General features: G+C 67.0%; 18 protein-coding genes and 1 pseudogene. 9 read left to right on the top strand and 10 right to left on the bottom strand.

What is annotated here, in order from left to right; genetic code table 11:
- Positions 1–9 precede the first annotated feature (9 nt).
- Both BST42_RS12590 and BST42_RS12585 read right to left on the bottom strand, forming a co-directional pair.
- Positions 10–879, bottom strand: a complete 870-nt coding sequence (locus BST42_RS12590) for an ABC transporter permease (RefSeq protein ID WP_083119002.1) — start codon at positions 877–879, stop codon at positions 10–12.
- Positions 879–2,876: a dipeptide ABC transporter ATP-binding protein gene (locus tag BST42_RS12585; protein ID WP_083119000.1), complete on the bottom strand. Its 1,998-nt coding sequence runs from the start codon at positions 2,874–2,876 to the stop codon at positions 879–881. The genes BST42_RS12590 and BST42_RS12585 overlap by 1 nt, the downstream gene beginning before the upstream one ends.
- 219 nt (positions 2,877–3,095) lie before the next feature.
- On the opposite strand from BST42_RS12585, the gene BST42_RS12580 reads away from it, so the two are divergent.
- From BST42_RS12580 to BST42_RS12555, 6 genes are all read left to right on the top strand, one after another.
- Positions 3,096–3,761: a TetR/AcrR family transcriptional regulator gene (locus tag BST42_RS12580; RefSeq protein ID WP_083118999.1), complete on the top strand. Its 666-nt coding sequence runs from the start codon at positions 3,096–3,098 to the stop codon at positions 3,759–3,761.
- A gap of 9 nt (positions 3,762–3,770) precedes the next feature.
- Entirely contained in the window at positions 3,771–5,225 is a 1,455-nt protein-coding gene (locus BST42_RS12575; protein ID WP_083118998.1) for a serine/threonine-protein kinase, read from the top strand.
- A gap of 9 nt (positions 5,226–5,234) precedes the next feature.
- Entirely contained in the window at positions 5,235–6,719 is a 1,485-nt protein-coding gene (locus BST42_RS12570; RefSeq protein ID WP_083118997.1) for a cryptochrome/photolyase family protein, read from the top strand.
- A 130-nt stretch (positions 6,720–6,849) separates the two neighbouring features.
- Positions 6,850–7,263, top strand: coding sequence for a hypothetical protein (locus BST42_RS12565; protein WP_083118996.1), 414 nt, complete (start codon positions 6,850–6,852; stop codon positions 7,261–7,263).
- Between the two features lie 54 nt (positions 7,264–7,317).
- Complete coding sequence (locus BST42_RS12560) at positions 7,318–8,217, top strand: metal-dependent hydrolase (RefSeq protein WP_083118994.1); 900 nt, start codon at positions 7,318–7,320, stop codon at positions 8,215–8,217.
- Positions 8,214–9,314: a PDR/VanB family oxidoreductase gene (locus BST42_RS12555; protein ID WP_083118992.1), complete on the top strand. Its 1,101-nt coding sequence runs from the start codon at positions 8,214–8,216 to the stop codon at positions 9,312–9,314. The genes BST42_RS12560 and BST42_RS12555 overlap by 4 nt, the downstream gene beginning before the upstream one ends.
- On the opposite strand, the gene BST42_RS12550 is transcribed toward BST42_RS12555, so the two are convergent.
- Positions 9,315–10,625 (bottom strand): NAD(P)/FAD-dependent oxidoreductase, encoded by a 1,311-nt coding sequence (locus BST42_RS12550; protein WP_083118990.1) that lies wholly within the window; start codon positions 10,623–10,625, stop codon positions 9,315–9,317.
- Positions 10,626–10,703: 78 nt separating this feature from the next.
- On the opposite strand from BST42_RS12550, the pseudogene BST42_RS30470 reads away from it, so the two are divergent.
- Positions 10,704–11,324 (top strand): annotated as a pseudogene (locus tag BST42_RS30470) (hypothetical protein); the annotation flags it as partial.
- 42 nt (positions 11,325–11,366) lie between these two features.
- Here BST42_RS30470 and BST42_RS12540 read toward each other — a convergent pair.
- The 7 genes from BST42_RS12540 to BST42_RS12510 all read right to left on the bottom strand — a co-directional run bounded on the left by BST42_RS12540 (position 11,367) and on the right by BST42_RS12510 (position 17,187).
- On the bottom strand, positions 11,367–12,518 hold the full coding sequence (locus BST42_RS12540; protein WP_083118988.1) for a phosphatase PAP2 family protein: 1,152 nt from the start codon (positions 12,516–12,518) through the stop codon (positions 11,367–11,369).
- 105 nt (positions 12,519–12,623) lie between these two features.
- Positions 12,624–13,181: a hypothetical protein gene (locus BST42_RS12535; RefSeq protein ID WP_083118986.1), complete on the bottom strand. Its 558-nt coding sequence runs from the start codon at positions 13,179–13,181 to the stop codon at positions 12,624–12,626.
- A gap of 64 nt (positions 13,182–13,245) precedes the next feature.
- On the bottom strand, positions 13,246–13,731 hold the full coding sequence (locus BST42_RS12530; protein WP_237159392.1) for a MarR family transcriptional regulator: 486 nt from the start codon (positions 13,729–13,731) through the stop codon (positions 13,246–13,248).
- A gap of 36 nt (positions 13,732–13,767) precedes the next feature.
- The gene (locus tag BST42_RS12525; RefSeq protein WP_083118983.1) at positions 13,768–14,262 is read right to left on the bottom strand and encodes a DUF421 domain-containing protein; all 495 of its coding nucleotides are present in this window, start codon (positions 14,260–14,262) and stop codon (positions 13,768–13,770) included.
- A complete protein-coding gene (locus BST42_RS12520) occupies positions 14,259–14,897 on the bottom strand; it encodes a DUF4396 domain-containing protein (RefSeq protein ID WP_237159390.1) in 639 nt (212 codons plus the stop codon). The genes BST42_RS12525 and BST42_RS12520 overlap by 4 nt, the downstream gene beginning before the upstream one ends.
- A 56-nt stretch (positions 14,898–14,953) precedes the next feature.
- Positions 14,954–15,388, bottom strand: a complete 435-nt coding sequence (locus BST42_RS12515) for a hypothetical protein (RefSeq protein WP_133057451.1) — start codon at positions 15,386–15,388, stop codon at positions 14,954–14,956.
- A 5-nt stretch (positions 15,389–15,393) separates the two neighbouring features.
- Complete coding sequence (locus tag BST42_RS12510; protein ID WP_083118980.1) at positions 15,394–17,187, bottom strand: thiamine pyrophosphate-requiring protein; 1,794 nt, start codon at positions 17,185–17,187, stop codon at positions 15,394–15,396.
- Between the two features lie 110 nt (positions 17,188–17,297).
- Between BST42_RS12510 and BST42_RS12505 the strand changes: the two genes are divergently transcribed.
- Both BST42_RS12505 and BST42_RS12500 read left to right on the top strand, forming a co-directional pair.
- Complete coding sequence (locus BST42_RS12505; RefSeq protein WP_207569488.1) at positions 17,298–20,291, top strand: FAD-binding and (Fe-S)-binding domain-containing protein; 2,994 nt, start codon at positions 17,298–17,300, stop codon at positions 20,289–20,291.
- On the top strand, positions 20,288–21,379 hold the full coding sequence (locus tag BST42_RS12500; protein ID WP_083118977.1) for an enolase C-terminal domain-like protein: 1,092 nt from the start codon (positions 20,288–20,290) through the stop codon (positions 21,377–21,379). The genes BST42_RS12505 and BST42_RS12500 overlap by 4 nt, the downstream gene beginning before the upstream one ends.
- Positions 21,380–21,400: the final 21 nt, after the last annotated feature.

The raw sequence follows: 21,400 nt of genomic DNA, 5'->3' as shown, positions 1-21,400 counted from the left end.
GTAAGCCTCCTAGCTCGTCTTCATCAGGTTGCGCAGGCTGTCACCGGCGACGTTGCCGATCACTGCGAGGACCAGGACGCCAAGGCCGGGCATCACCGGCACCCACCACTGCTGCAGGAAGTAGCTCAGGTTGCGGGCCGCGTCGGCGCCCAGTTCCGGGGCGGGGGCCGATTGGCCGAGACCGAGGAACGACAGCGCCGCCAGCGTGAGGATCAATGTGCCGAGGTCGAGGCTGGCGGCCACCAGCGCATTGGGCACCGCGCCGGGCAGCAGGTGGCGGGTGGCGACCCGGACGGGTCCGACCCCGGCCAGCCGGGCGGCCTCGACGTGCGGCCGGGCCGCCAATCGCGCGACCTCGCCGCGAACCAACCTGGCGTAGAACGGCCACCACACGATCGACACCGCGATGAGAGTGTGGACGAAGCCGGGCCCCAGTGCTGCGACGACCGCGATGGCCAGCACCGGCGCGGGCAGCGACAGGAAGCCGTCGGTGATGCGCATCAAGGTCGCGTCCAGCCAGCCACCGGCTGCGCCGGCGATGAGCCCGACCAGACCTCCGATGAGCAGTCCGACGCCGACCACCACCAGGGCCGCGAACCAGCTCGACCGGATGCCGAACAGCACGCGGCTCAAGATGTCCCGGCCGACGCTGTCGGTGCCGAGCAGGAAGCCGTTCTTGCCAGGCGCCTGCAGTGGCATGCCGACCGGCACCAGCGGGTCGTGCGGGGCCAGCAGCGGGACGGCGACGGCGATCACCGTCACCAGCAGGAGCAGGGACACGCCGAGCCAATTGACGATCACCGCACGGTCTTTCGGTAGCGCCGCCATCCGCTTCTCACGACTGCGCAACAGTGCCGGGGCGGGGACTGCGATGGCCATCAGCGCGCCTTCCGTTCGATACAGGCGACCTGGTGCGGGCTGCCGGGCGTGCCTTCCAGGCGGACGTCGAGTTCGATGTCGCTGCAGGTGTCGATCGCGATCGGGCACCGGGGGTGGAAGGCACAGCCGGTCGGCGGTGACAGCGGGCTGGCGGGTTCGCCTGCCAGCACCCGGCAGTCACGACCCAGGTCGGGGATCGCGTCGACCAGCGCCTGGGTGTAGGGATGTGTCGGGCGGCCGATCACGTCTTCGGCGGGGCCGATCTCGACGATGCGGCCCAGGTACATCACTGCGATCCGGTCGGCCACCACCCGTGCCACCGACAGGTCGTGGGTCACGAACACCACCGACATGTCCAGGGTGCGCCGCAGTTCACCGATCAGGTTGAGCACCGAAGCGGCCAGCGACACATCGAGCGCACTGGTCGGCTCGTCGCAGAGCAACACCTGTGGCGGGATCACGGTGGCCCGCGCCAGCGAGACGCGTTGGCGCTGACCGCCGGACAGCTGCGCGGCCCGCGACTTGACCACATCCTGCGGAAGTCCGACCCGCTCCAGCACGGCGGCGACAGCGTCCTTGCGTTGGGCACGCGACATCGACGTGCCGCGAAGCCGTTCACCGATCAGCTCACCGACGGACAACCACGGTGTCAGCGAGGCGCCGGCGTCTTGGAAGACCATCTGCGGGCGGGTGTCGCCGGCCAGTTCGACCTCGCCGGTGGTCGGCTTCTCCAGCCCGGCGATGATGCGCAGCAGCGTCGACTTTCCGGAGCCGCTCTCCCCGACCAGCGCCACCGATTCGCCGTGCGCGACGGTCAGCGACACTCCGCGCAGCGCCTGCAGTTTGCCCCCTGATGCTCCGGAGCGATCCAGCCTGCGGCGGCGCACGGTGAACGTCTTGGTCACGGTGCGAGCGTCGACGGCAGGCGGTTGATCAGCCGATATCTCGGCACGATCGGCGAAAGCCTCGGCCTCGGCGGCGATGATCCCGGCCAGTTCGGTACGCATCTCCGCCGGCTCGATGATGCAGGCGCTCACCCGGTTCTCGGCGCACGGTACCGGATCCGGTGGGGTGGCCGAGCATTCGGTGCGGGCCAGCGCACACCGGGGCACGAACGCACACCCGGGCAGCGGCGCGGTCGGGCTTGGCACCTGGCCGGCCATCGCCGCCAGCGGACGGTCCCGCGCCGTGTCCAGCGTCAGTCGCGATTGCAGCAGGCCATGGGTGTAGGGGTGCGCGGGGGTGGCGAGAACGTCGGCGGTCGGGCCTATTTCGGCGATCCGCCCGGCGTAGAGCACGGCGATACGATCGGCGATCTGCGCGGCGACGCCGAGGTCGTGGGTGATCAGCACGATGCTGCAGCCGATCTCGGCACGCAACCGCTGCAGCAGCGCCAGCACCTGCGCCTGGACGGTGACGTCGAGTGCGGTGGTCGGCTCGTCGGCGATGATCAACTCCGGGTCGCCGGCCACTGCGATCGCGATCATCACCCGCTGGCGCAACCCGCCGGACAGTTCGTGCGGGTAGGCCCGCATCCGTCGTTCGGGATCCGGAATGCCAACGGCAGTAAGCAGTTTCAGTGCTTCTGCGCTGCTGCCCGCTACTTCTTCGACTTGTTTGCCGATCCGCATCGTCGGGTTCAGCGATGTCATCGGGTCCTGGAACACCGCGCCGAGGTCGAGTCGGCGGACCTTGCGCAGCTGCTTGGCGGCGCCGGTGAGCATGTCGGTGTCACATACCTTGACCCCGCCGCGGGTCTTGGCCGCGCCGAGCAGGCCGAGCATGCTGAAGCCCAGAACGCTTTTACCGGAGCCGGATTCGCCAACCAGGCCCACGATTTCGCCGGGCGCGATCTGCAGCGACACCCCGCGCAGCGCGTGCACGTCCTTGCCGTTGCGGCGGAACGTGACACACAGATCATCCACCGCGGCGACCACGTCACCCGGCGTCGTCGCCGGTGCGTCAGGTCGCAGCGCGACACTTGCGGCGCTCGCCATGCAGAGTCTCCCGGAAGGTCAGAGGGTCGGAGAGGATGCGCTCCGCGGTGAGCCATCAGCCTGTCGACTGACAGTTTTACGGGCCTCTCGTCGCGGTGGGTGTCGCTGGCGTAACCAAACCAAGACGGCGCGTAACCGATAGGTATCCCGCGTTTCTGTCATGTGACAGAAAATCCCGGGGTCTGTCTTTTCGCAGGTGATGTAGGTCAACATCGGACCATGGAGACAACGCGGGCGGGACGTCCGCGCTTGACCGAACGGCGCAGACCCGGCACCACCGCGCGGGACGAGATCCTCGACGCCGCGGCGGAGCTGTTCACCAGCCGCGGCTACGCCAGCACCTCGACCCGGGCCATCGCCGAGGCGGTCGGCATCCGGCAGGCCTCGCTGTACCACTACTTCAAAACCAAGGACGAGCTGCTCTCAGCGCTCCTGCACCAGACCGTGACGCCGACCCTGACGTTCCTGTCCGGGCTCGAACAGAGCGGCGACCCCCGCTCGGCCGCAGCCACCCTGCACGCCCTGGCCGCCTTCGACGGCGCCCAGCTGCTCACTTCACAGTGGAACCTGGGTGCTCTCTACCTGTTGCCCGAGCTCAGGGAGGCCAGGCTGGCCACCTTCTGGACCGAGCGTGAGCGACTGCGACAGGCCTATCTCGACCTCAGCCGCGCGGTTCTGGCGGCGACCGGGATCACCGACGACGCGGCCGACCTTCCGTTTCGCCTGGTCGAGTCCTTGGTGAACATGTGGATACCGCCACCACACCCGGACCCCGCCGCGCTCGCCCGCCACGTTGCCGACGCGTGCCTTCGCGTCCTCGGCGTCACCGAGGATCAGCTTGCTGCGCTCAGCGCGTCCGAACCCGCCCGGGCAGGACATTTGTAGTATCAGGCCATGCCGCTGGCCAAAGGCGAGACATTCGCGGGCTACACGATCCTGCGATTGCTGGGCGCGGGCGGGATGGGCGAGGTCTACCTGGCCCAGCATCCCCGACTCCCCCGCCGCGACGCCCTCAAAGTGTTACCGGCCTCGGTGAGCGGCGACGCCGAATACCGGGCGCGGTTCGAACGTGAAGCGGACATCGCCGCCACGCTCTGGCACCCCCATATCGTCGGCGTCCACGACCGCGGGGAAACCGACGGCCAGCTGTGGATCGCCATGGACTTCGTCGACGGCAATGACGCCGGCGACCTGTTGAAGAACTTCCCCACCGGCCTGCCGCAGGCCGAGGTGCTCAAGATCGTCACCGCGGTCGCGGAGGCGCTGGACTACGCACACCAACGCCATCTGCTCCATCGCGACGTCAAGCCCGCCAACATCCTGGTCTCCAAGCAGGAGTCCGGTGAGGAGCGGATCCTGTTGGCGGACTTCGGAATTGCCCGATGGGACAACGATGCCAGCGGGCTGACCCAGACCAATATGACGGTCGGCACGGTGTCCTATGCCGCCCCAGAACAGCTGATGGGCCGTGACCTCGACGGTCGGGCCGACCAGTATGCACTGGCAGCCACTGCCTACCACCTGCTCACCGGCACCCCGCCGTTTCCGCATTCCAATCCCGCGGTGGTGATCAGCCAGCATCTGTCGGCGTTGCCGCCGAGCCTCGCCGAGCGCCGCCCCGAGTTGGCGAACCTCGACGCGGCGCTGCGCAAGGCGCTGTCCAAGGACCCTGCGGAGCGGTTCGACCGCTGCATGGACTTCGCGCGGGCGTTGGCGCACCACATCACCACCCCGGTGTCGGGTGACGGCCTTACCGATGCCGACGCCACCCGGCTGACCCCGATCACCGATGCGGCGCCCATCGGCGAGCCCGCCCCGCAATCCCGCAATCGATGGCTGAAAATCCTGCTTCCCGTCCTGGCGGTGCTGCTGGTCGCCGGTGTCGCGATCGCCTTCGTCGCGGGCCGCGACCGCGGCGAGGACGTCGCCGCCAAGGACATCCGGACCGCCACGACGACGGCGACCACCCCGGTCGTCCCGCCGCCGGCTCCCACCGCGACGACCACTCCATCGACCCCCACGACGACGACCGCGGCGACCGACACCGACACCGTCACCGTCGAGCCGACCCCCACCGCGGTGATCGGTTCGGACTGCACCGAGCCGGGCGCCACCGGAACCACCGCCGACGGGGCGACCGCCTACTGCACGAAGTTGCAGTACACCAACCGCTACCTGTGGTCGGTGCATTCCGACGAGATCCCGAACCCGGTGGTCACGTCATCGCCGACTGCGCCGATCGTCGCACCACCGACGGAGACCGAATCCCCGGTCCGTGTCTGCATGCAGGAAACCGGGCATACCAGACTGCGATGCGCCGAGGAGATTTTGCGCGGCAACGGCGGCTAGGACCGAACGATGAGCGCTGACGACACCCCGCTGTGGCTGTTCGCCGATCAGCTCGGGCCGCAGTTCTACGGCGGCGACCATGCGCACCGTCCGGTGTTCCTGGTCGAGTCGACCTCCGCGCTGCGACGGCGCCGCTTTCACCGGCAGAAGCTGCACCTGGTGCTGTCCGCCGTGCGGCACGCCGCGGCCGACCTGGGTGAGCGCGCAACCCTGGTGCGCGCCGAAACCTACACCGAAGCGCTCCGCGATTACGGCACGCCCGTGCTGGTGCACGAGCCGACATCGTTGGCCGCCGATCGCTTCGTGCGGCGCCTCCAGCGCGACGGAATGGTCGCCGAGGTGTTGCCCACCCCGGGATTTGCGTTGTCGCGCACCGACTTTCGGCGGTGGGCCGGGGATCGGCGCCGGTTTCGGATGGAGGATTTCTACCGCGAGCAGCGCCGGCGGTTCAGCGTATTGATGGACGGTTCCGAGCCGGTGGGCGGGCGGTGGAACTTCGACGCCGAGAACCGCGAGTCCCCACCCAAGAACGGTCGATCGATCGGCGTCGACGCGCCGTACCGCCCGCGCGAAGACGACATCGACGACCAGGTGCGCCGCGACCTGGATGCGATGGATCTGCCCACGGTCGGCGTCGACGGGCCGCGGCTGTTCGCGGTCACGCCTGCCGAGGCGCGCCGGGCACTGACGAGATTCATCGAACGTCGACTGCCGCTGTTCGGCCGCTACGAGGACGCCATGATGGGCGAGGACTGGGCGATGTCGCATTCCCTGCTGTCGGTGCCGCTGAACCTCGGCGTGCTGCACCCGCTGGACGCCGTGCATGCCGCCGAACAGGCCTACCGGGACGGCAACGCCCCACTGGCCGCCGCCGAGGGGTTCATCCGCCAGATTCTGGGGTGGCGGGAGTACATGTGGCACCTGTATTGGCACTTCGGCCCGGACTACCTGGACAACAACGCCCTGGCCGCCGAGACTCCGCTGCCGGCCTGGTGGAACGACCTCGACGCCGATTCGGTCACCGCCGAATGCCTGCGGCAGGCGCTCGGCGGGGTGCGGGACCGCGGGTGGGCGCACCACATCCAGCGGCTGATGGTGCTGGGCAGCCACGCGTTGCAGCGCGGTTACCAGCCGCGGGCCCTGACCGAATGGTTCGCCACCGCGTTCGTCGACGGCTTCGCGTGGGTGATGCCGACGAATGTGGTCGGGATGAGCCAGCACGCCGACGGCGGCCTGCTCGCCACCAAGCCGTACACCTCCGGTGGCGCCTACCTGAACAAGATGAGCGATCACTGCCGCACGTGCAGCTTCGACCCGAAGGTCCGCCTCGGACCGAATGCGTGCCCGTTCACCGCGGGATATTGGGCGTTCGTGCATCATCACCAGGATCTGCTCGCGGGCAACAACCGCACCGCACGCGCGGTGTCGTCGATGGCGCGGCTGGCCGACCTGGACGCCGTCGTCGAGCAGGAACGACACCGGGAGACGTTCTAGTCACACATCGGTGAAACGAATCCATGCCCTTGTGGCGATAGAGGTCGCAAGAGGCTGGTGTGATCTGCTCGCAGAGCGACCTCCAAGCTCCCTGGGCTATGTTCGACCGCAGACACAGACGGAGGTTGGAGTGAAAAGGCTCATCCTGGTGGCCGCCGGCGCGCTTGCCGCAAGTTCGGCAGCAGCCGCCCTCAGCATGGGGTCCAGCAGCGCCGACCCGAATGCCGGCGGCACGATGAACATCCTCGGCGAACCGTATTACAAGGCGGTCGCGATCCTGCACGCCCAAGGCATCTCCACGGTCTTCGGCGGCTCGGTGGGCAGCGACGTGCCCCAGGCCAAGTGCATCGTGCAGAGCCAGAAATACCTGGCCAGCGGCAAGATGTCGTTGATGCTGAACTGCACCAAGGCTGCCCAGCCCGACGCACCGGCGCCCAGCGCACCGGGCTCGGCGCCTGCCCAGCAGATCCCGTCCGACGGTGGTTCCCGGCCGACTCCGGGTGCTCCCGGAACCGTCATCGTCACGCCGACTCAGGTCGGCTGACCCCGCCCCGTGACGAGCTAGACTCCTCGGCAGTCACCGCCGGGAGGTTTGCCCATGCTGCGCCCACGCCGTTTCGAACGCGAGATCGATCCGGGACCGGTGCAGATCCAGGCCCGCAAGGTCGCCTTCGACGTATCCGATGCGCCGCTGCACTGGATTCCCGGCCACCCGGTCGCCTCACACGTGATCGGTCTGCTCAACGTCGTGCTCCCGGTCGCGGAGCGCTGGTTCGTCGACACCTACAACGAAGCGCTGCCGCTGGTGAAGGATCCGCGGCTGGCCGAGGACATGCGCGGGTTCATCGGCCAGGAGGCCACCCACGCCGACACGCACGATTTGGTTCTTCAGGAACTGATGGTCGCGCGCGGCGTGGACGCCGAGCCGATCCTGCGCCAGCTCGACTTCGTGTTCGGCCAGGTGCTCTCGCCCAGTACGTCGCCCGACCCGCGGAAGCGGCTGAACAATCTGTGCGACCGGCTGTGGCTGATCGCGGCGATCGAGCACTACACCGCGGTGCTGGGCGACTTCGCGCTGAACTGCGCCTGGGACGACTACGACGCCGATCCCACCCTGGTCGACGTGTTCCGCTGGCACGGCAGTGAAGAGGTCGAGCACCGCAACGTCGCACACGACGTCGCGGTCTATTTCCACGACAGCTACCTCGACCGGATCCGGTCGATGGCGATGGCGGTGACGCTGATGGCCGGCTTCTTCAACCGGGGCAGCTGGTATCTGTGCCGCACCGACCCGACTCTGAACATGACCTGGTGGCAGATGCAGCGGCTGCGGGCCCGCGACTCCAAGCTGGGTCTGCTGCCCAAGTACCGCCGGCTGTTCGGCTCCACCACGTTGACCTATTTCCGGCCGAACTACTCACCCGAGGACGTCGGGTCCACCGCGCAGGCCGTCGCCTACCTGGCCAGCTCGCCGGCCGCCCGCGCCGCACACCTGTGAGGATCCGGCCACGGCCCGCGCCGCCGAGCGCGTCGGGCCGCACTCGCCACGATCCGTTTCTGCGCCTCACCGACGCCTCGATCACCGCCCTGTGGGCGATCAGCGGCGCAGTGCGACGCCCGGCAGTTCCGCAGTACCGCGAGCGCACGTCCACGCTGCAGGTCGTCGACCGCCGGGTGGTCGCGCGTGATCAGAACGTCGTGGCGCTGACCCTGGCAGCGCCGGATCGACGGCCTCTGCCTGCCTGGCATCCCGGCGCGCATGTGGACATCCGGCTGCCCAGTGGGCGTATTCGGCAGTACTCGCTATGCGGCGACCCGGCCGTGCCCACCACTTACCGGATCGCGGTGCGGCGCATCCCCGATGGCGGTGGCGGATCGATCGAGGTGCACGACGACCTTGAGGTGGGGGCCACGGTGACCACCGGTGGCCCGCGAAACGCGTTCCCGCTCACCGTTCCCGGCTACGGCTCCCCCGCCCGGCGGCTGCGGTTCATCGCAGGCGGTATCGGCATCACCCCGATCCTGCCGATGCTGAGCCTCGCGCAGCGGTTGGGTGTCGACTGGTCGATGATCTACACCGGGCGTAGCCGCGAGTCCATCCCGTTCCTCGACGAGCTGCGCGGGTTCGGCGAACGGGTGCAGATCCGGACCGACGATGTACACGGAATACCCACGGCCGCCGACCTTTTGGGTGATTGCCCGGATGGCGCGGGCGTCTACACCTGCGGGCCCGCGCCCATGCTCGCCGCGATTCGTGCCGCACTGGCAGGCCGAGGCAACGTCGAATTGCACTTCGAGCGGTTCGCCGCCCCACCCGTGGTCGACGGCACCAGGTTCACCGCGACGGCGGCGTCCACGGGCACGACGGTGGCCGTGCGGCCCGACGAGACGCTGCTGTCGGCATTGCAGCGCGAGGGTGTGCCTGCGCCGTACTCCTGCCAGCAGGGCTTCTGCGGCACCTGCCGCACTCGTGTCATCAACGGCGTTGTGCAGCATCGGGATACGCTTCTCACCGAACCCGAACGGGTCGAGGGGATGATGCTGACGTGCGTGTCACGCGCGCCCGACGGCGGCCACCTGACCCTGGATCTGTAGTCAGTCGGCCTTGAGCATCGGTATGCCCTCGCTGGTCGAGAACTGGGCATCTTCCTGGCTGGCAAGTCCCATCGACACCAGGGTCCTCGGGAAGATCAGGTCGGTGAGGTAGGCCAGCCCGACCGCCCACCGATTGACTCCCCGCGGGATCGCATACAGGTGATAGGCGCGGGTGACCGCCTTTGCGGGCAGGCCGGATACCTGGACATTGAGCGGGTTGGCCACGGCCTTGCGCGGGCCGAGGTCGACGACCAAACCCATGTTCCGATGCCGGTAGTCCTTGGACGTGCCGAATCCCAGGCTGGCGGCCACGTTGCGCGCCAACGCTTTTCCTTGTCGCACCGCATGCTGCGCGGTGGGTGGAGTGATCGTGCCGGGCTTGGTCAGGTCGGGTACCGCCGCGGCGTCGCCTGCGGCGAACACGTCGGGGTGCCCGGGCACCCGCAAGTCCGCGCCGACCTTCAGCCGCCCCTTCTCGGTCGGCAGGCCGAGCGTCTCGATCAGCGGAGCGGCGGTCACGCCCGTCACCCAGGCCACCGTTCGGGTGTCGACCCGCGAGTCATCGCTGAGCACAACGTGATCGGCGTGCACTTCCTTCAGTGTCAGGCCCAGCCGCACGTCGATACCACGATCGCGCAGAACTTCCCGCGCGGCGTTGCCGAGTTTCTCACCCACTTCGGGCATCACCTGTTCGGCGAGGTCCAGCAGCAGGAAGCGCACCGATTCCGGATCGAATCCCATCTGACGGGCCGCGGCGTCGGCCAGTGCCCGCAGCTGGACGACCAATTCGGTGCCCGAATACGACGCGCCCACCACCACCACGGTTCGTCGGGCCGCGGCCACCGCGGGGTCGGAGTCGATACCGGCCAGTTCCAGCTGCTCAAGGAAGTGGTCACGCAGGTAGAGCGCCTCGGCAATCGATTTGAGGCCGCGGGCGTAGGTGGCCAGGCCCGGAATGTCGAACAGGCGGGTCACCGAGCCGGGCGTGAGCACCAGCCGATCCCAGCCCAGCTCGCGGGTTCGGCCCTCCGGGTCGGTGTAGGCGAGCGTGTGCGCCGTCAGGTCCGCGTTGTCGACGCGACCGCGGATCACCTGAACCCCGGGAAGCATGCCGGCCAGCGGGATGGAGACGAACCGCGCGTCCACCAGGCCGCCGGCCACGTCGGGCAGCAGCGGTGTGTAGAGCATGTAGTCGATCGGCGAGATGAGGGTGATCTGCACATCCGCGTGGTGCCGGTGCAGGCGGCGTTGCAGCCGTCGTGCGCATTCGAACCCGGTGAACCCGCTTCCCACCACCACCACGGACGTCATCGGGCCAGTTATACCCTCACCCGGCGAATACAAACTCGCGGCTGGGACTGTTGCGCCCGGCCGGGCCCGCCGAGCAGGATGGGTAGCCCTATGGCACGTTCGCTGGGTCTGCTGTCCTCGGTGTGGTCGTCGGCGGCGACCTTCCCGGTGAGCACCGGGGCGGCGATGGCGTATCGCACCGTGTTCATGACCGTCAAACGGTTGGTGGTCGGCCGGACGATGACCGTGCGACTCGATGGCGGGGACATCACGTTGACTGTCACCGAATTCAACTCTCGTCTCGATGTTCGTGGCCTTGCCGTCGGTCAGCTCAACGACGTTCGGATAACGGCGACCGACATCCGTTGGGGCAATCACCATTTCGAGGGCGCCACGATGGTCTTGCACAATGTGCACTTGAAGCCGGGCGTTCCGCCGATTTTGGTGGCCGCACCGGTCGAGGTGACCATGGTTATCTCCACTGCGGCGCTCAACGCGGTGTTCTCCGAATCGCTGCCCCGGCTGACGGGCCACGTCGACGACGACGGCATCGCGCGGTTGCGATGGACCCGCCACCCCCGGCTGGGCAGTGTGGAGGTGGACGTGGAGTTGGACGGCTCGACGTTGTGGTTGCATCCGCGGGCGCTGCGCACCACTCGGCGTCGGTGGGCGTTGCCGACTCGGTTGCCGTCCTATCCGGTGCGGCTTCCAGAACTGGCCGGCGGCCTGACCCTGACCAGTCTGTCGTTGGGGCCCAGCTCCTTACAGCTGACCGGTAGCCTCCCGCAATGGCGGGCCGAGGTGCCCAGGGCGCGCGTCGAGGACGTTCTCAGCCAACTCAGTGCCGTCGGGCGGCCACTCAATTTCACCGGGCGGTCCCGCCGCGGCTAGCCGGCGGCGCTCGTAGCTGCGGACGGCCAATGTGGTCGCCGCGGCCAGTGCCCACCCGAGCAGCAGATCCACGACGTAATGTTCGGCCGCGTACACCAGGGTGAACGCCATGATCGCCACATACGCGGCCAGCAGCGGGCGCCAGCGCCGGCCGACCCGCCCCCACAGGAATGCCGCGATCATCGCCGACAGCCCGGCGTGCAGCGAGGGAATGGCGGCGACCAGGTTGACGCTGGCCTGGCCTTCGTCCAGCAGCGCGCGGGCCACGTCCAGATGCAGCATCCCGAATCCCCGGCTGGAGATCCGCTCCACCACGTCGTTGGCACCCGGGTGCTGCGCGGTCGCCGGCCCCAGCAGCCCGCCGTCGGCATGCGGCACCGGGTTGAACATGCACGGCGGTGCGGACGGACCACCGGCGACGTCGGCCGGCTCGCAGCGGGCCGCCGCCCACGGCGGGGCCGCGGGCAGCACCGCATAGATGGCGAGCGCCGCGAACGACAGCACCAGGAAACGACGGACGAAAGCCTTCCACTCGGCCCGATCGCGCAACCACAGCACGCCCGCCACCACGTACGGAAGGATGAAGAACGACATGTACACCGTGCTGATGACCACCTCCCACCAGGGCGGGGACGGCATCTTGAGGTGTTCTTGCAGCCACACGGTGGGCACCGCGCCGAACATCCGACGGTCAACCTCCGGCTGCCACACCCACTGGGTGGGGGTGCCGATCAACCCGGCCGCTCCCCTGCTCAGGTCGTAGACGATCAGCACCACGGCGAAGGGCAGCCAGTCCCGCACGATCAGCAGCACCCGACGCCTTCCGATGCTGGCGGCCAGCAGCCCGGAACACACGTAGAGCAGTACGAGTTCACGGTTGAGCGCCAAACCATTTGTGGCAGTCCACAATACGATCCCGGCGAGCCAGACTCCGACGGCGATGCGACGGATCAGCGTGAGCCGGGCGGACCTGGGATCCGGATCACACTGCGGCGCTGCAGGCTCGACGTCGACGGCGGTCATCGCCGTCTACTCAACCCGTTCATCGCATGGGGTTACCCGCTTTGCGCAAGATTTCGTTAAGACACCGTTAATCCGCCCGCAGCCTGCTGCCGTGGAATCGCTCGCTCAGTCCCAGGCTGCGGCGACGGCCTCTTCGACATCGATGACCTTCGCCTGCTGCGAGGCGGGGCTGTCGATCTCGTCGGCGACGTAGGCCGCGACGAAGCGGCGGATCTCGGTGTCGACACCGGCCACGATCCGCAGGATCTCGCCGCGCACGGATTTCGACGTCACATGCACGGCGATGTCGGAGGGCCGCGGCTTGGCGACGTCGATGACCAGGGTGAGCGGTTCGGCCGCGCGGGCGGTCGCCCGCAGCGCGATGTCGCCGTCGACCTTGAACCGCTGCTTGTCGACCCGCAGGTCCACGATCAGCTCGATCACCAGCGGGATGCGCACGTTGAAGGTGATGGTGTCGCCCACGCTGCGGCGGGCGGTCGGCTGTTGGATCCGCACTTTGGCGGTGACCTTGGCCAGGCCGCCTGGCCCCTGGGCCATCGGGCCCATTTCGAATTCGCCGCCGGCGATCTCGGCGAACGCGGCAGCCACCCGCTCCTCGGTCACCGCGATCTCGAAGAACCGGCGCCCGAATTCCTCATAGGTGACGAAGCTGTGCGATTGCATAGAGGTCTACGTTCTCACGTCTGATGTCGACACCAGAGCGCGGACCGGTAACAAATCGGTCGTGTCAGGCCGGCGGCCACACCAAACGGAGCCCGGCATCGTCGGCCGGTTCACCGGCGGCGGCCGCGAAAGCGTCCAGCGCCGTGATGACCGAATCGCGCTCCGTGGCGCTCATGGCGCGCAGCACCCGGGTGATCGAACGGCGCCGGTGACGATTCATCTTGCGAACCAGCTGCCTGCCCTCAGTGGTCAGGGACAGCGAGATGTTGCGCCGGTCTGCCGCAGAATCCTGCCGGTGCAGGAAGCCGGCCTTGATCAGCCGGTCGCAGATCCGGCTGGCGTTGGACGCACTGATGTCCAGACCGTCGGCCACCGAGGCCAGGTTCAGCGGACCGTGCGTGTCGATCATCACCAGCACCCGCAGCTGAGGAACCGTGACGACTTCAGAGATCTCGGCTATCGACGCGGCGGCAATCCCCACCAGCGCGCGGGAAGCGCGCAGAACCGCATCAACGTCGTCGGCCGATGGTCCGTCAATCGACTGTCGCACGCCGTGCCTCCCCAACGTCGCTTGTCCCCGGCGGTTTCAATCCTTCTTGACCGTCGTCGTCAGCACCGACACCGCGCCTTTCTCTTCGAACAATGCCAGATGAACGTCGGCTGGGCTCCGGTGGCCATGTTGCCGCAGGGCCGCGTCGAGGTCGGCGCGAGTCAGCCCACTGCGTCGCAGATTTCGCTCGTCGATCCGGCCGTCGCGGATCAGCACCCGTAGCGGCGGATCCACAATCCGCCGCAACGCCGGAACGAACCGCATCCGGGTGACCGCTGCATGCGCCGCGATCAACGTCGTCAGCGCCGCGGCTCCGGTCAACCATGCGGTGTCGGGCGCAGTCGCGGTCCTGCCAACGACTGCGCCGACGGCGACCGCAGTCACCCAATCGAACGGGGTGAACTCTGCGATCGCACGACGTTGGGTGAAGCGAAACGCCGCCGCAGCAGTGACGAAGAGTGTCAACGCCTTGACGGCTGCCCACGGCGCCTGGTGCCAGTCGCCCATCAGCGCGTGCTCCCAGCCGTTCACATTGCTTCCTTGATGCCTCGCCTGATCAGCCAGACGTTGGCCGGCCACGCGGTGGCAAAGCCGATGACCATCCCGATCTGCATCAGGAACCAATAGACGGGGCTGTCTGGGTGCAGCGGGTGCGATCCGAAGAATACGAAGGCCATCAGTGCCATCCAACCGAACAGTCCGACTTCGAAGGCCGTCAGCGACAGTACGTCGGCCTTGGCCGCAGCGGCCAGTCCCTTACGCACTCCCAATCCCCGCATCGGCGCTATCGCGAAGTACTGGAACAGAATTCCCAACGCCAGTGCGGCGATGTAGTCGCCGATGTACTCCGGTAGCAGCGCCCGCCCGAACAATTGAAGTGCCAGTGCGAATACCGCGAATTCAGCGATGATGTCGCCGAGCGTGCATCCGGCACCGCAATGGCTCACTCCGATTGCGGTGGTGGCCCATTTCGGTTTGTCGGGTGGAGCGTCGAGGCCGTGCTCTTCCAGCCACTTGTTGCTTTGCGGCCTGCCGTAGCGCCAATACATCCACACCGCGACTGGTCCGAGGTAGAGCCCGGTGACCGGCCACACCGCCTCCATCACCCGCATGCGCTGGCTATAACCGCGTGCGTAGATATCGGCCACGATCACCAGCGTGCTCACGCCTGCTAATGCCAGCGCGCACCATGAGAGCACCACAAGCCAGGAGGGTGCCACCGTCACCGTCCTGGAATGCGCATCAGCCGGCATAGCCGGTCCGCCGTGGCGTCGCGCCATCCCAACAGGACATTGGGCTCAGCCATTGCGTTGCGCTGATGTCGCTTGATCGCGGCGACGTCGGCGACTGCGAACGCCGCCGCGGTCAGCACGTTGGCAGCCGCCGCTCGGCGGCGGCTGTCGCTATCGCTGACCACCGCTACCGCGGCCATCGTCGCCCCATGTATGACGTCGACAACCACCTCCAGCGCTATCACGCAGCGAGTGGGCCGCACCGCGCACACGGCCGACTCAACCAGAAGCCGCGCACCGAGAATGCGCATAGCTGTGCGGGTTCCGTCGCTCAACTCCACGTCTCCGATGTGTCCGGCGACCTCGTCCGGGCGGAGGAGCACGACGGCACCGAATCCGGCACGGCCGAGCGCAAGCCAGTTCACGGCCATCATCCCTCGCGGTGCGGCACGAACTCTTGAGCCTTGGTCTTGACCCCTTGCATCATGATGTGCCAGCGAGCTGAGTCGCCCTTGGCGAGCGCGGTCAGCAGTTCCTTGCCTTGTTCGTAGGTCGCGTGCGGCGGAATCGGCGGCATCTCGGGGTCACAGCGCACATCGAGTACGGTCGGCTTGTCTGCGGCCAACGCTGTGTCCCACGCCGTCCCGATGTCATCGGGATCGTCGACGGCAATCGCCTCCAAACCCATACACCTGGCGATGTCGGCGTAGGAGACATCGGGAAGCGCTTGAGATTCCTCGAACTTCGGAAAGCCGCCCATCGCTCGCAGTTCCCATGTCACCTGGTTGAGATCGTTGTTGTGGAACACGCAGATGATCAAGCGCGGGTCCGACCATTGCCGGTAATACCGGGCAATGGTCATCAGCTCGGCCAAACCGTTCATCTGCATCGCGCCGTCGCCGACCAGGGCGATAGCGGGCCGATCGGGGTGAGCGAACTTGGCTCCGATCGCATAAGGGACACCGGGGCCCATGGTGGCCAGCGTTCCCGATAGCGATCCCCGGACCCGATCCCGAATCTTCACGCAGCGGGCGTACCAGTTCGTCGACGAGCCGGAATCTGCCGATAGGATCGCATCACCCGGCAATCGGGACGACAGTTCCCACACGATTCGCATCGGGTTGACCGGCTTGGCCGATAGCATGGCCTGCTTTTCCATCGTTTCCCACCACCGGGCCACGTTTCCGGTGATGGTGTCACGCCATTTCGTCGAATCCTTCTGTGCGAGCAGTGGAATCACCGCACGCAAGGTCGCCGCAGCGTCGGCGACGATGTTGATCTCGGTCGGATACCGCATGCCTATGGCGGTCCCATCGACATCGATCTGAATGGCACGCGCTTGGCCGAACTTCGGCAGAAACTGCGTGTAGGGAAAGTTCGACCCCACGATGATCAGCGTGTCGCAATCCCGCATCATCTCGTAGCTGGGCCTGGTGCCGAGCAGGCCGATCGAGCCGGTCACATACGGCAGATCGTCGGGCAGCACGTCCTTGCCCAACAGAGCTTTGGCGACGCCGGCACCGGTCAGCTCGGCGACTTTCTTCACCTCTTCGGCCGCGCCGCGGGCGCCTTGCCCGATCAGGATCGCGACTTTTTCACCCGCATTCAGAATCTCGGCGGCATGCCGCACGGACTCCTCCGGCGGCTGCAGCACCGGCCACTGAAAGCTCGGATCGCTCGACGGCACTTGCTTGAACGCGTGTTGCGGTGCAGTGAACTCCTCCTCCTGCAGATCGGACGGGATGATCAATGCGGTGGGCGCGCGTCGGGTCAGCGCAGTCCGAATGGCTCGATCCAGCGCATTGGGGAGTTGCTCGGCGACGTTGACTTCGACCAAGTAGTCGCTCGCGACGTCCTTGTAGAGCGACTGCAGATCCACCTCCTGCTGATAGGAGCCGCCCATCGCACTGCGGGCGGTTTGACCGACGATCGCCACCACCGGCACGTGGTCGAGCTTGGCGTCGTAGAGCCCGTTGAGCAGATGCACGGCGCCCGGGCCAGAGGTCGCCATACACACGCCCAGGCCACCTGTGAACTTGGCGTATCCGGTGGCCTCGAACGCAGCCATCTCTTCGTGCCTTGCCTGGACGAACTGCGGCTTGTTATCGGCCGCGCCGAATGCCCCGACAATGCCGTTTATCCCGTCACCGGGATAGGCGAATACGTGGCGGACCCCCCAATCACGCAAGCGCGAGAGCAAAAAGTCCGCGACCGTCTCTGCCATGTTTCTCCTCCATATCTGCGGGCACCCGATGAAGCGCGTACCCGACGCCATTGAGCACAAACCGGTTTGACAGGAGTTTCCCCATGGCAATCCTTGACTCGAATCAACTAATGGGTGACAAGCGAGCCGCGTTCCGCGAGGACCTCACCCGCCGTGTCGACGGAGAAGTCCGCTTCGATACCGGTAGTCGCAGCGCGTACTCCACAGATGCCTCGAACTTCCGCCAGATTCCGATCGGGGTGGTCATCCCCCGTACGCCGGAGGCCGCGACCGAAGCCATCTCGACGTGCCGGGATCACGGCTGCTCGGTGTTCTCCCGGGGCGGCGGAACCAGCCTGGCGGGCCAGTGCACCAACACCGGCGTGGTCATCGACTGGAGTAAATACTGCACGCGGGTGCTCTCGGTCGACGAGGAGGTAGGCACCGCGGTGGTCGAACCCGGCATCAAACTCGACGAGCTCAACGAAGCGCTCTCCGACACCGGGTGGATGGTCGGACCTCGTCCGTCCACCCACGTCAGCTGCACCATCGGCGGCATGATCGGGAACAATTCATGTGGGGCCACGGCGCAGGCCTACGGCAAAATGGTGGACTCGGTGCGCCGACTGGAAGTGTTGACCTACAACGGAATACAGACGTGGGTAGGACGCACCTCCGACGAGCAGCTGGCCGAGATCCTCGGCGGCGACGACGAACGGGCCGACCTCTACCGTCAACTCTGCGCTTTGCGCGAGCACTACGCTGACGACATCCGCCGACGTTATCCAGACATCCCGCGCCGGGTATCTGGCTACAACCTGGACAGCCTGCTGCCTGAAAAAGGGTTCGATGTCGCGCAACTGCTGGTGGGCAGCGAGAGCACGCTCGTCACGGTGCTGCGCGCCGAGATCGCGCTGGTACGCCGGCCGAAAGCGCACGTGCTCGCAGTCCTCGGGTTCGCCGACATCCAGGCCGCCGGAGCCGCGGTCAAGAAGATCCTGCCGCACCAGCCGGCGGCCCTGGAAGGTTTCGACAGTCGCCTGGTATCGCTCGAGCACGTCAAGCACCTGGCTGAAGGCGCTTTGGACGAACTGCCCGACGGTGACGCCTGGTTGATCGTGCAGTTCAACGGCGACGACCCCGACCACGCCGACGAGCGTGCTCGGACAATGATCCACGACTTGACCGATGCCGGCGATCTCGATGCGGTCATCATCGACGACCCTGAGCAGCAGGAGCGGATGTGGAGCGCCCGGGAGGCGGGTCTGGGCGCCACAGCGCACCAGCCCGATGGCCGGGATACCCACACCGGCTGGGAGGATGCCGCCGTACCGCCCGAGCGATTGGGCGAGTATCTCAGCGACTTCCAGCAGCTGTTGACGCGATACGACTACGGCGACGCCTCGGTGTACGGCCATTTCGGCCAGGGGTGTGTGCACACCCGGATCCCGTTCGACCTGACCAGCGCTGGGGGCGTCGCGAAGTACCGGTCCTTTGTCGAAGCGGCCGCGCATCTGGTCACCAGTTATGGCGGATCGCTGTCCGGCGAACACGGCGACGGTCAGCAGCGGGGTGAGCTGTTGCCGATCATGTTCGGCGAGAGAATCATTCAGGCCTTCGCGGAACTGAAGGAGATCTTCGACCCACGCGACAAGATGAACCCCGGCAAAGTAGTGCATCCGCGTCCGCTGGACGCCGACTTACGGTGGGGCTCGGATTTCCACCCGATCGAACCCGAGACACTGTTCGCCTATCCCGACGACGACCATCGCTTCTCCCGAGCGGCCAACCGCTGCGTAGGGGTCGGCAAGTGTCGCGGTCATGAATCGGAAGTCATGTGCCCCAGCTACCGAGCCACCGGCGAAGAAGAGCACTCGACACGAGGCCGAGCCAGATTGCTCTTCGAGATGCTGCAGGGCCCTGAGCGCGGTGGAGTCATCACTGACGGCTGGCGCTCGACGGAGGTGCGCGATGCGCTCGACCTCTGCCTGGCATGTAAAGGATGCCGCAGCGACTGCCCCGTGAACGTCGACATGGCCACCTACAAAGCCGAATTCATGCACCACCACTACAAGCGTCGGCTACGTCCGCTGGCGCACTACTCGATGGGATGGCTACCCCTGTTGGCCAGAATCGCAGCCGTCGCCCCCCGAGCGGTCAACGCGCTGGCACACACACCCGGCCTCACTACGGCATTGCGGGCAGCAGGGGGTATCGATCAGCACCGGGACATTCCGCGATTCGCCGCCGAGCGGTTCACCCAGTGGTTCCGTCGTCGCCCCGCATCCGCGTCACATCGACGCGGCACCGTCGTCCTCTGGCCGGATACCTTCACCAACAACTTCGATCCGCACATCGCCAAAGCCGCGGTGGCAGTTCTGGAAGACGCCGGCTTCGAGGTCGAAGTTCCCGGGGAAGCCGTGTGCTGTGGGTTGACGTGGATCTCTACCGGTCAGCTCGACGTCGCGAAGCACGTACTGCGCCGCACGCTCAAAGCTCTGGAACCCGCTCTGCGCCAGGGCACCCCGGTCGTGGTGCTGGAGCCCAGTTGCGCGGCAGTCTTCCGCTCGGATCTGCCCGAGCTCCTCTACGGGGACGAGGACGCTCACCGTCTGGCCCACCAGACGCGCACCATCGCAGAGCTGTTGGCCGAACGCGCCCCCGAGTGGCGCCCCCGCGAACGCGATGGCAAAGCGATCATGCAACCCCACTGTCACCAGCACGCGATCCTCGGGGTCGGTGATGAGCACGAACTTCTGGATCGAACGGGCCTTTCCACCGAGATCCTCGACGCCGGATGTTGCGGCTTGGCAGGCAATTTCGGCTTCGAACGTGGCCACTACGACGTCTCGGTGACCTGCGCCGAGGACAAGCTGATGCCGGCGGTGCGCGCGGCGGACGCGACAACATCGGTGATCGCCGACGGCTTCAGTTGCCGCACTCAGATCGCCCACCTGGCACCGGATCGCGTGCCGCGCCACAGCGTGGAAGTCCTCGCCGACGGTATCGGCAACCACGATGGTGACCGCCGCGGCCCGAGGGCTGGTCATCTCGCGGCTGCCGGCACTGCGGTCGCACTCACCGCAAGCCTGGCGCTACTTCGACACCGGAACAAGGCCTCATGACGCAACGAGCCCGCATCGAGAACATTGCGGTGTCGGCCTACCGCTTTCCGACTCCGCATCCCGAGGCTGACGGCACACTGCAGTGGGATGCGACGACGGCCGTGGTCGCCGTGGTCCACAGTGGCGGCCGGTGTGGATTGGGCTGGACCTATAGCGGCACCGCCGCCGCCGCGGTGATCGGCGACAATCTTCACTCGGTGCTTCGTGGACGCGATCCGTTCGACATCACCGGGGCATGGTCGGCGATGCATCAAGCATGCCGCAACATCGGGTCCAAAGGGCTTGCCATGCAAGCACTCAGCGCTGTTGACATCGCCCTGTGGGACCTCAAGGCCCGGCTGCTGGACGTGCCCGTCACGACGTTGTTGGGTCAGGTTCGAGAGCGTGTTCCGGTCTACGGCTCCGGTGGTTTCGTCTCGTCCTGTGACGCCGAGATCGCACAGGATGTGGCGGCATGGAAGGCGGCCGGCTGCAAGGGAATGAAGATCAAGATCGGAAAAGACTTCGGCGGCGACACCGCGTGGGACGTGCGCCGGGCGGCCCTACTGCGGGAACTCGCAGGTCCCGACGTGGAGTTGATGGTCGACGCCAACGGGGCTTACTCGACGGGGCAGGCCAAACGGGTCGGCAACGACCTCCGGGAGCTCGGGCTTCGATGGTTCGAAGAACCGGTCAGCAGCGACGACAAACCGGGGCTGGCTGAGGTCCGGGCGAGCATCACCGCCGATGTTGCCGCCGGCGAGTACATCAGCGACGCATACGACGCGCAAGCCATGGCACCGGTGGTCAGTTGCCTGCAACTCGATACCACCCGGTGCGGTGGCTACACCGGGTTTCTCCGCGCGGCTGCCGTCGCCGCCGCACACAATCTGGATATTTCCGGGCACTGCGCCCCGGCGCTGCACGCGCCCGTAGCCGCTGCGGTTCCGCATTTACGCCATGTCGAATGGTTCAACGACCATGTCCGCCTCGAGCCACTGCTGGTCGACGGCAGCCCGACCGTCAGCGGCGGAACACTGGACGTCCCGAGTCATCGTCCGGGCCACGGGATGGCGTTGGCGGCCGGTGCCGCCGACTACCGCCTGTGATCAGAAGCCGCGTGATCATTC

The sequence above is a fragment of the Mycolicibacterium rhodesiae genome (assembly GCF_002086695.1).
GTDB classification, from domain to species: domain Bacteria; phylum Actinomycetota; class Actinomycetes; order Mycobacteriales; family Mycobacteriaceae; genus Mycobacterium; species Mycobacterium rhodesiae.
The sequence above is the reverse complement of the archived record's forward strand: the minus strand, read 5'-3'. Positions and strand labels throughout refer to the sequence as shown.

Excerpts from the sequence above, each read along its gene's own strand:
- BST42_RS12590 (WP_083119002.1), bottom strand. The coding sequence starts at position 879 with ATGGCCATCGCAGTCCCCGCCCCGGCACTGTTGCGCAGTCGTGAGAAG.
- BST42_RS12585 (WP_083119000.1), bottom strand. The coding sequence starts at position 2,876 with ATGGCGAGCGCCGCAAGTGTCGCGCTGCGACCTGACGCACCGGCGACG.
- BST42_RS12580 (WP_083118999.1), top strand. The coding sequence starts at position 3,096 with ATGGAGACAACGCGGGCGGGACGTCCGCGCTTGACCGAACGGCGCAGA.
- BST42_RS12575 (WP_083118998.1), top strand. The coding sequence starts at position 3,771 with ATGCCGCTGGCCAAAGGCGAGACATTCGCGGGCTACACGATCCTGCGA.
- BST42_RS12570 (WP_083118997.1), top strand. The coding sequence starts at position 5,235 with ATGAGCGCTGACGACACCCCGCTGTGGCTGTTCGCCGATCAGCTCGGG.
- BST42_RS12560 (WP_083118994.1), top strand. The coding sequence starts at position 7,318 with ATGCTGCGCCCACGCCGTTTCGAACGCGAGATCGATCCGGGACCGGTG.
- BST42_RS12550 (WP_083118990.1), bottom strand. The coding sequence starts at position 10,625 with ATGACGTCCGTGGTGGTGGTGGGAAGCGGGTTCACCGGGTTCGAATGC.
- BST42_RS12540 (WP_083118988.1), bottom strand. The coding sequence starts at position 12,518 with ATGACCGCCGTCGACGTCGAGCCTGCAGCGCCGCAGTGTGATCCGGAT.
- BST42_RS12535 (WP_083118986.1), bottom strand. The coding sequence starts at position 13,181 with ATGCAATCGCACAGCTTCGTCACCTATGAGGAATTCGGGCGCCGGTTC.
- BST42_RS12510 (WP_083118980.1), bottom strand. The coding sequence starts at position 17,187 with ATGGCAGAGACGGTCGCGGACTTTTTGCTCTCGCGCTTGCGTGATTGG.
- BST42_RS12505 (WP_207569488.1), top strand. The coding sequence starts at position 17,298 with ATGGGTGACAAGCGAGCCGCGTTCCGCGAGGACCTCACCCGCCGTGTC.
- BST42_RS12500 (WP_083118977.1), top strand. The coding sequence starts at position 20,288 with ATGACGCAACGAGCCCGCATCGAGAACATTGCGGTGTCGGCCTACCGC.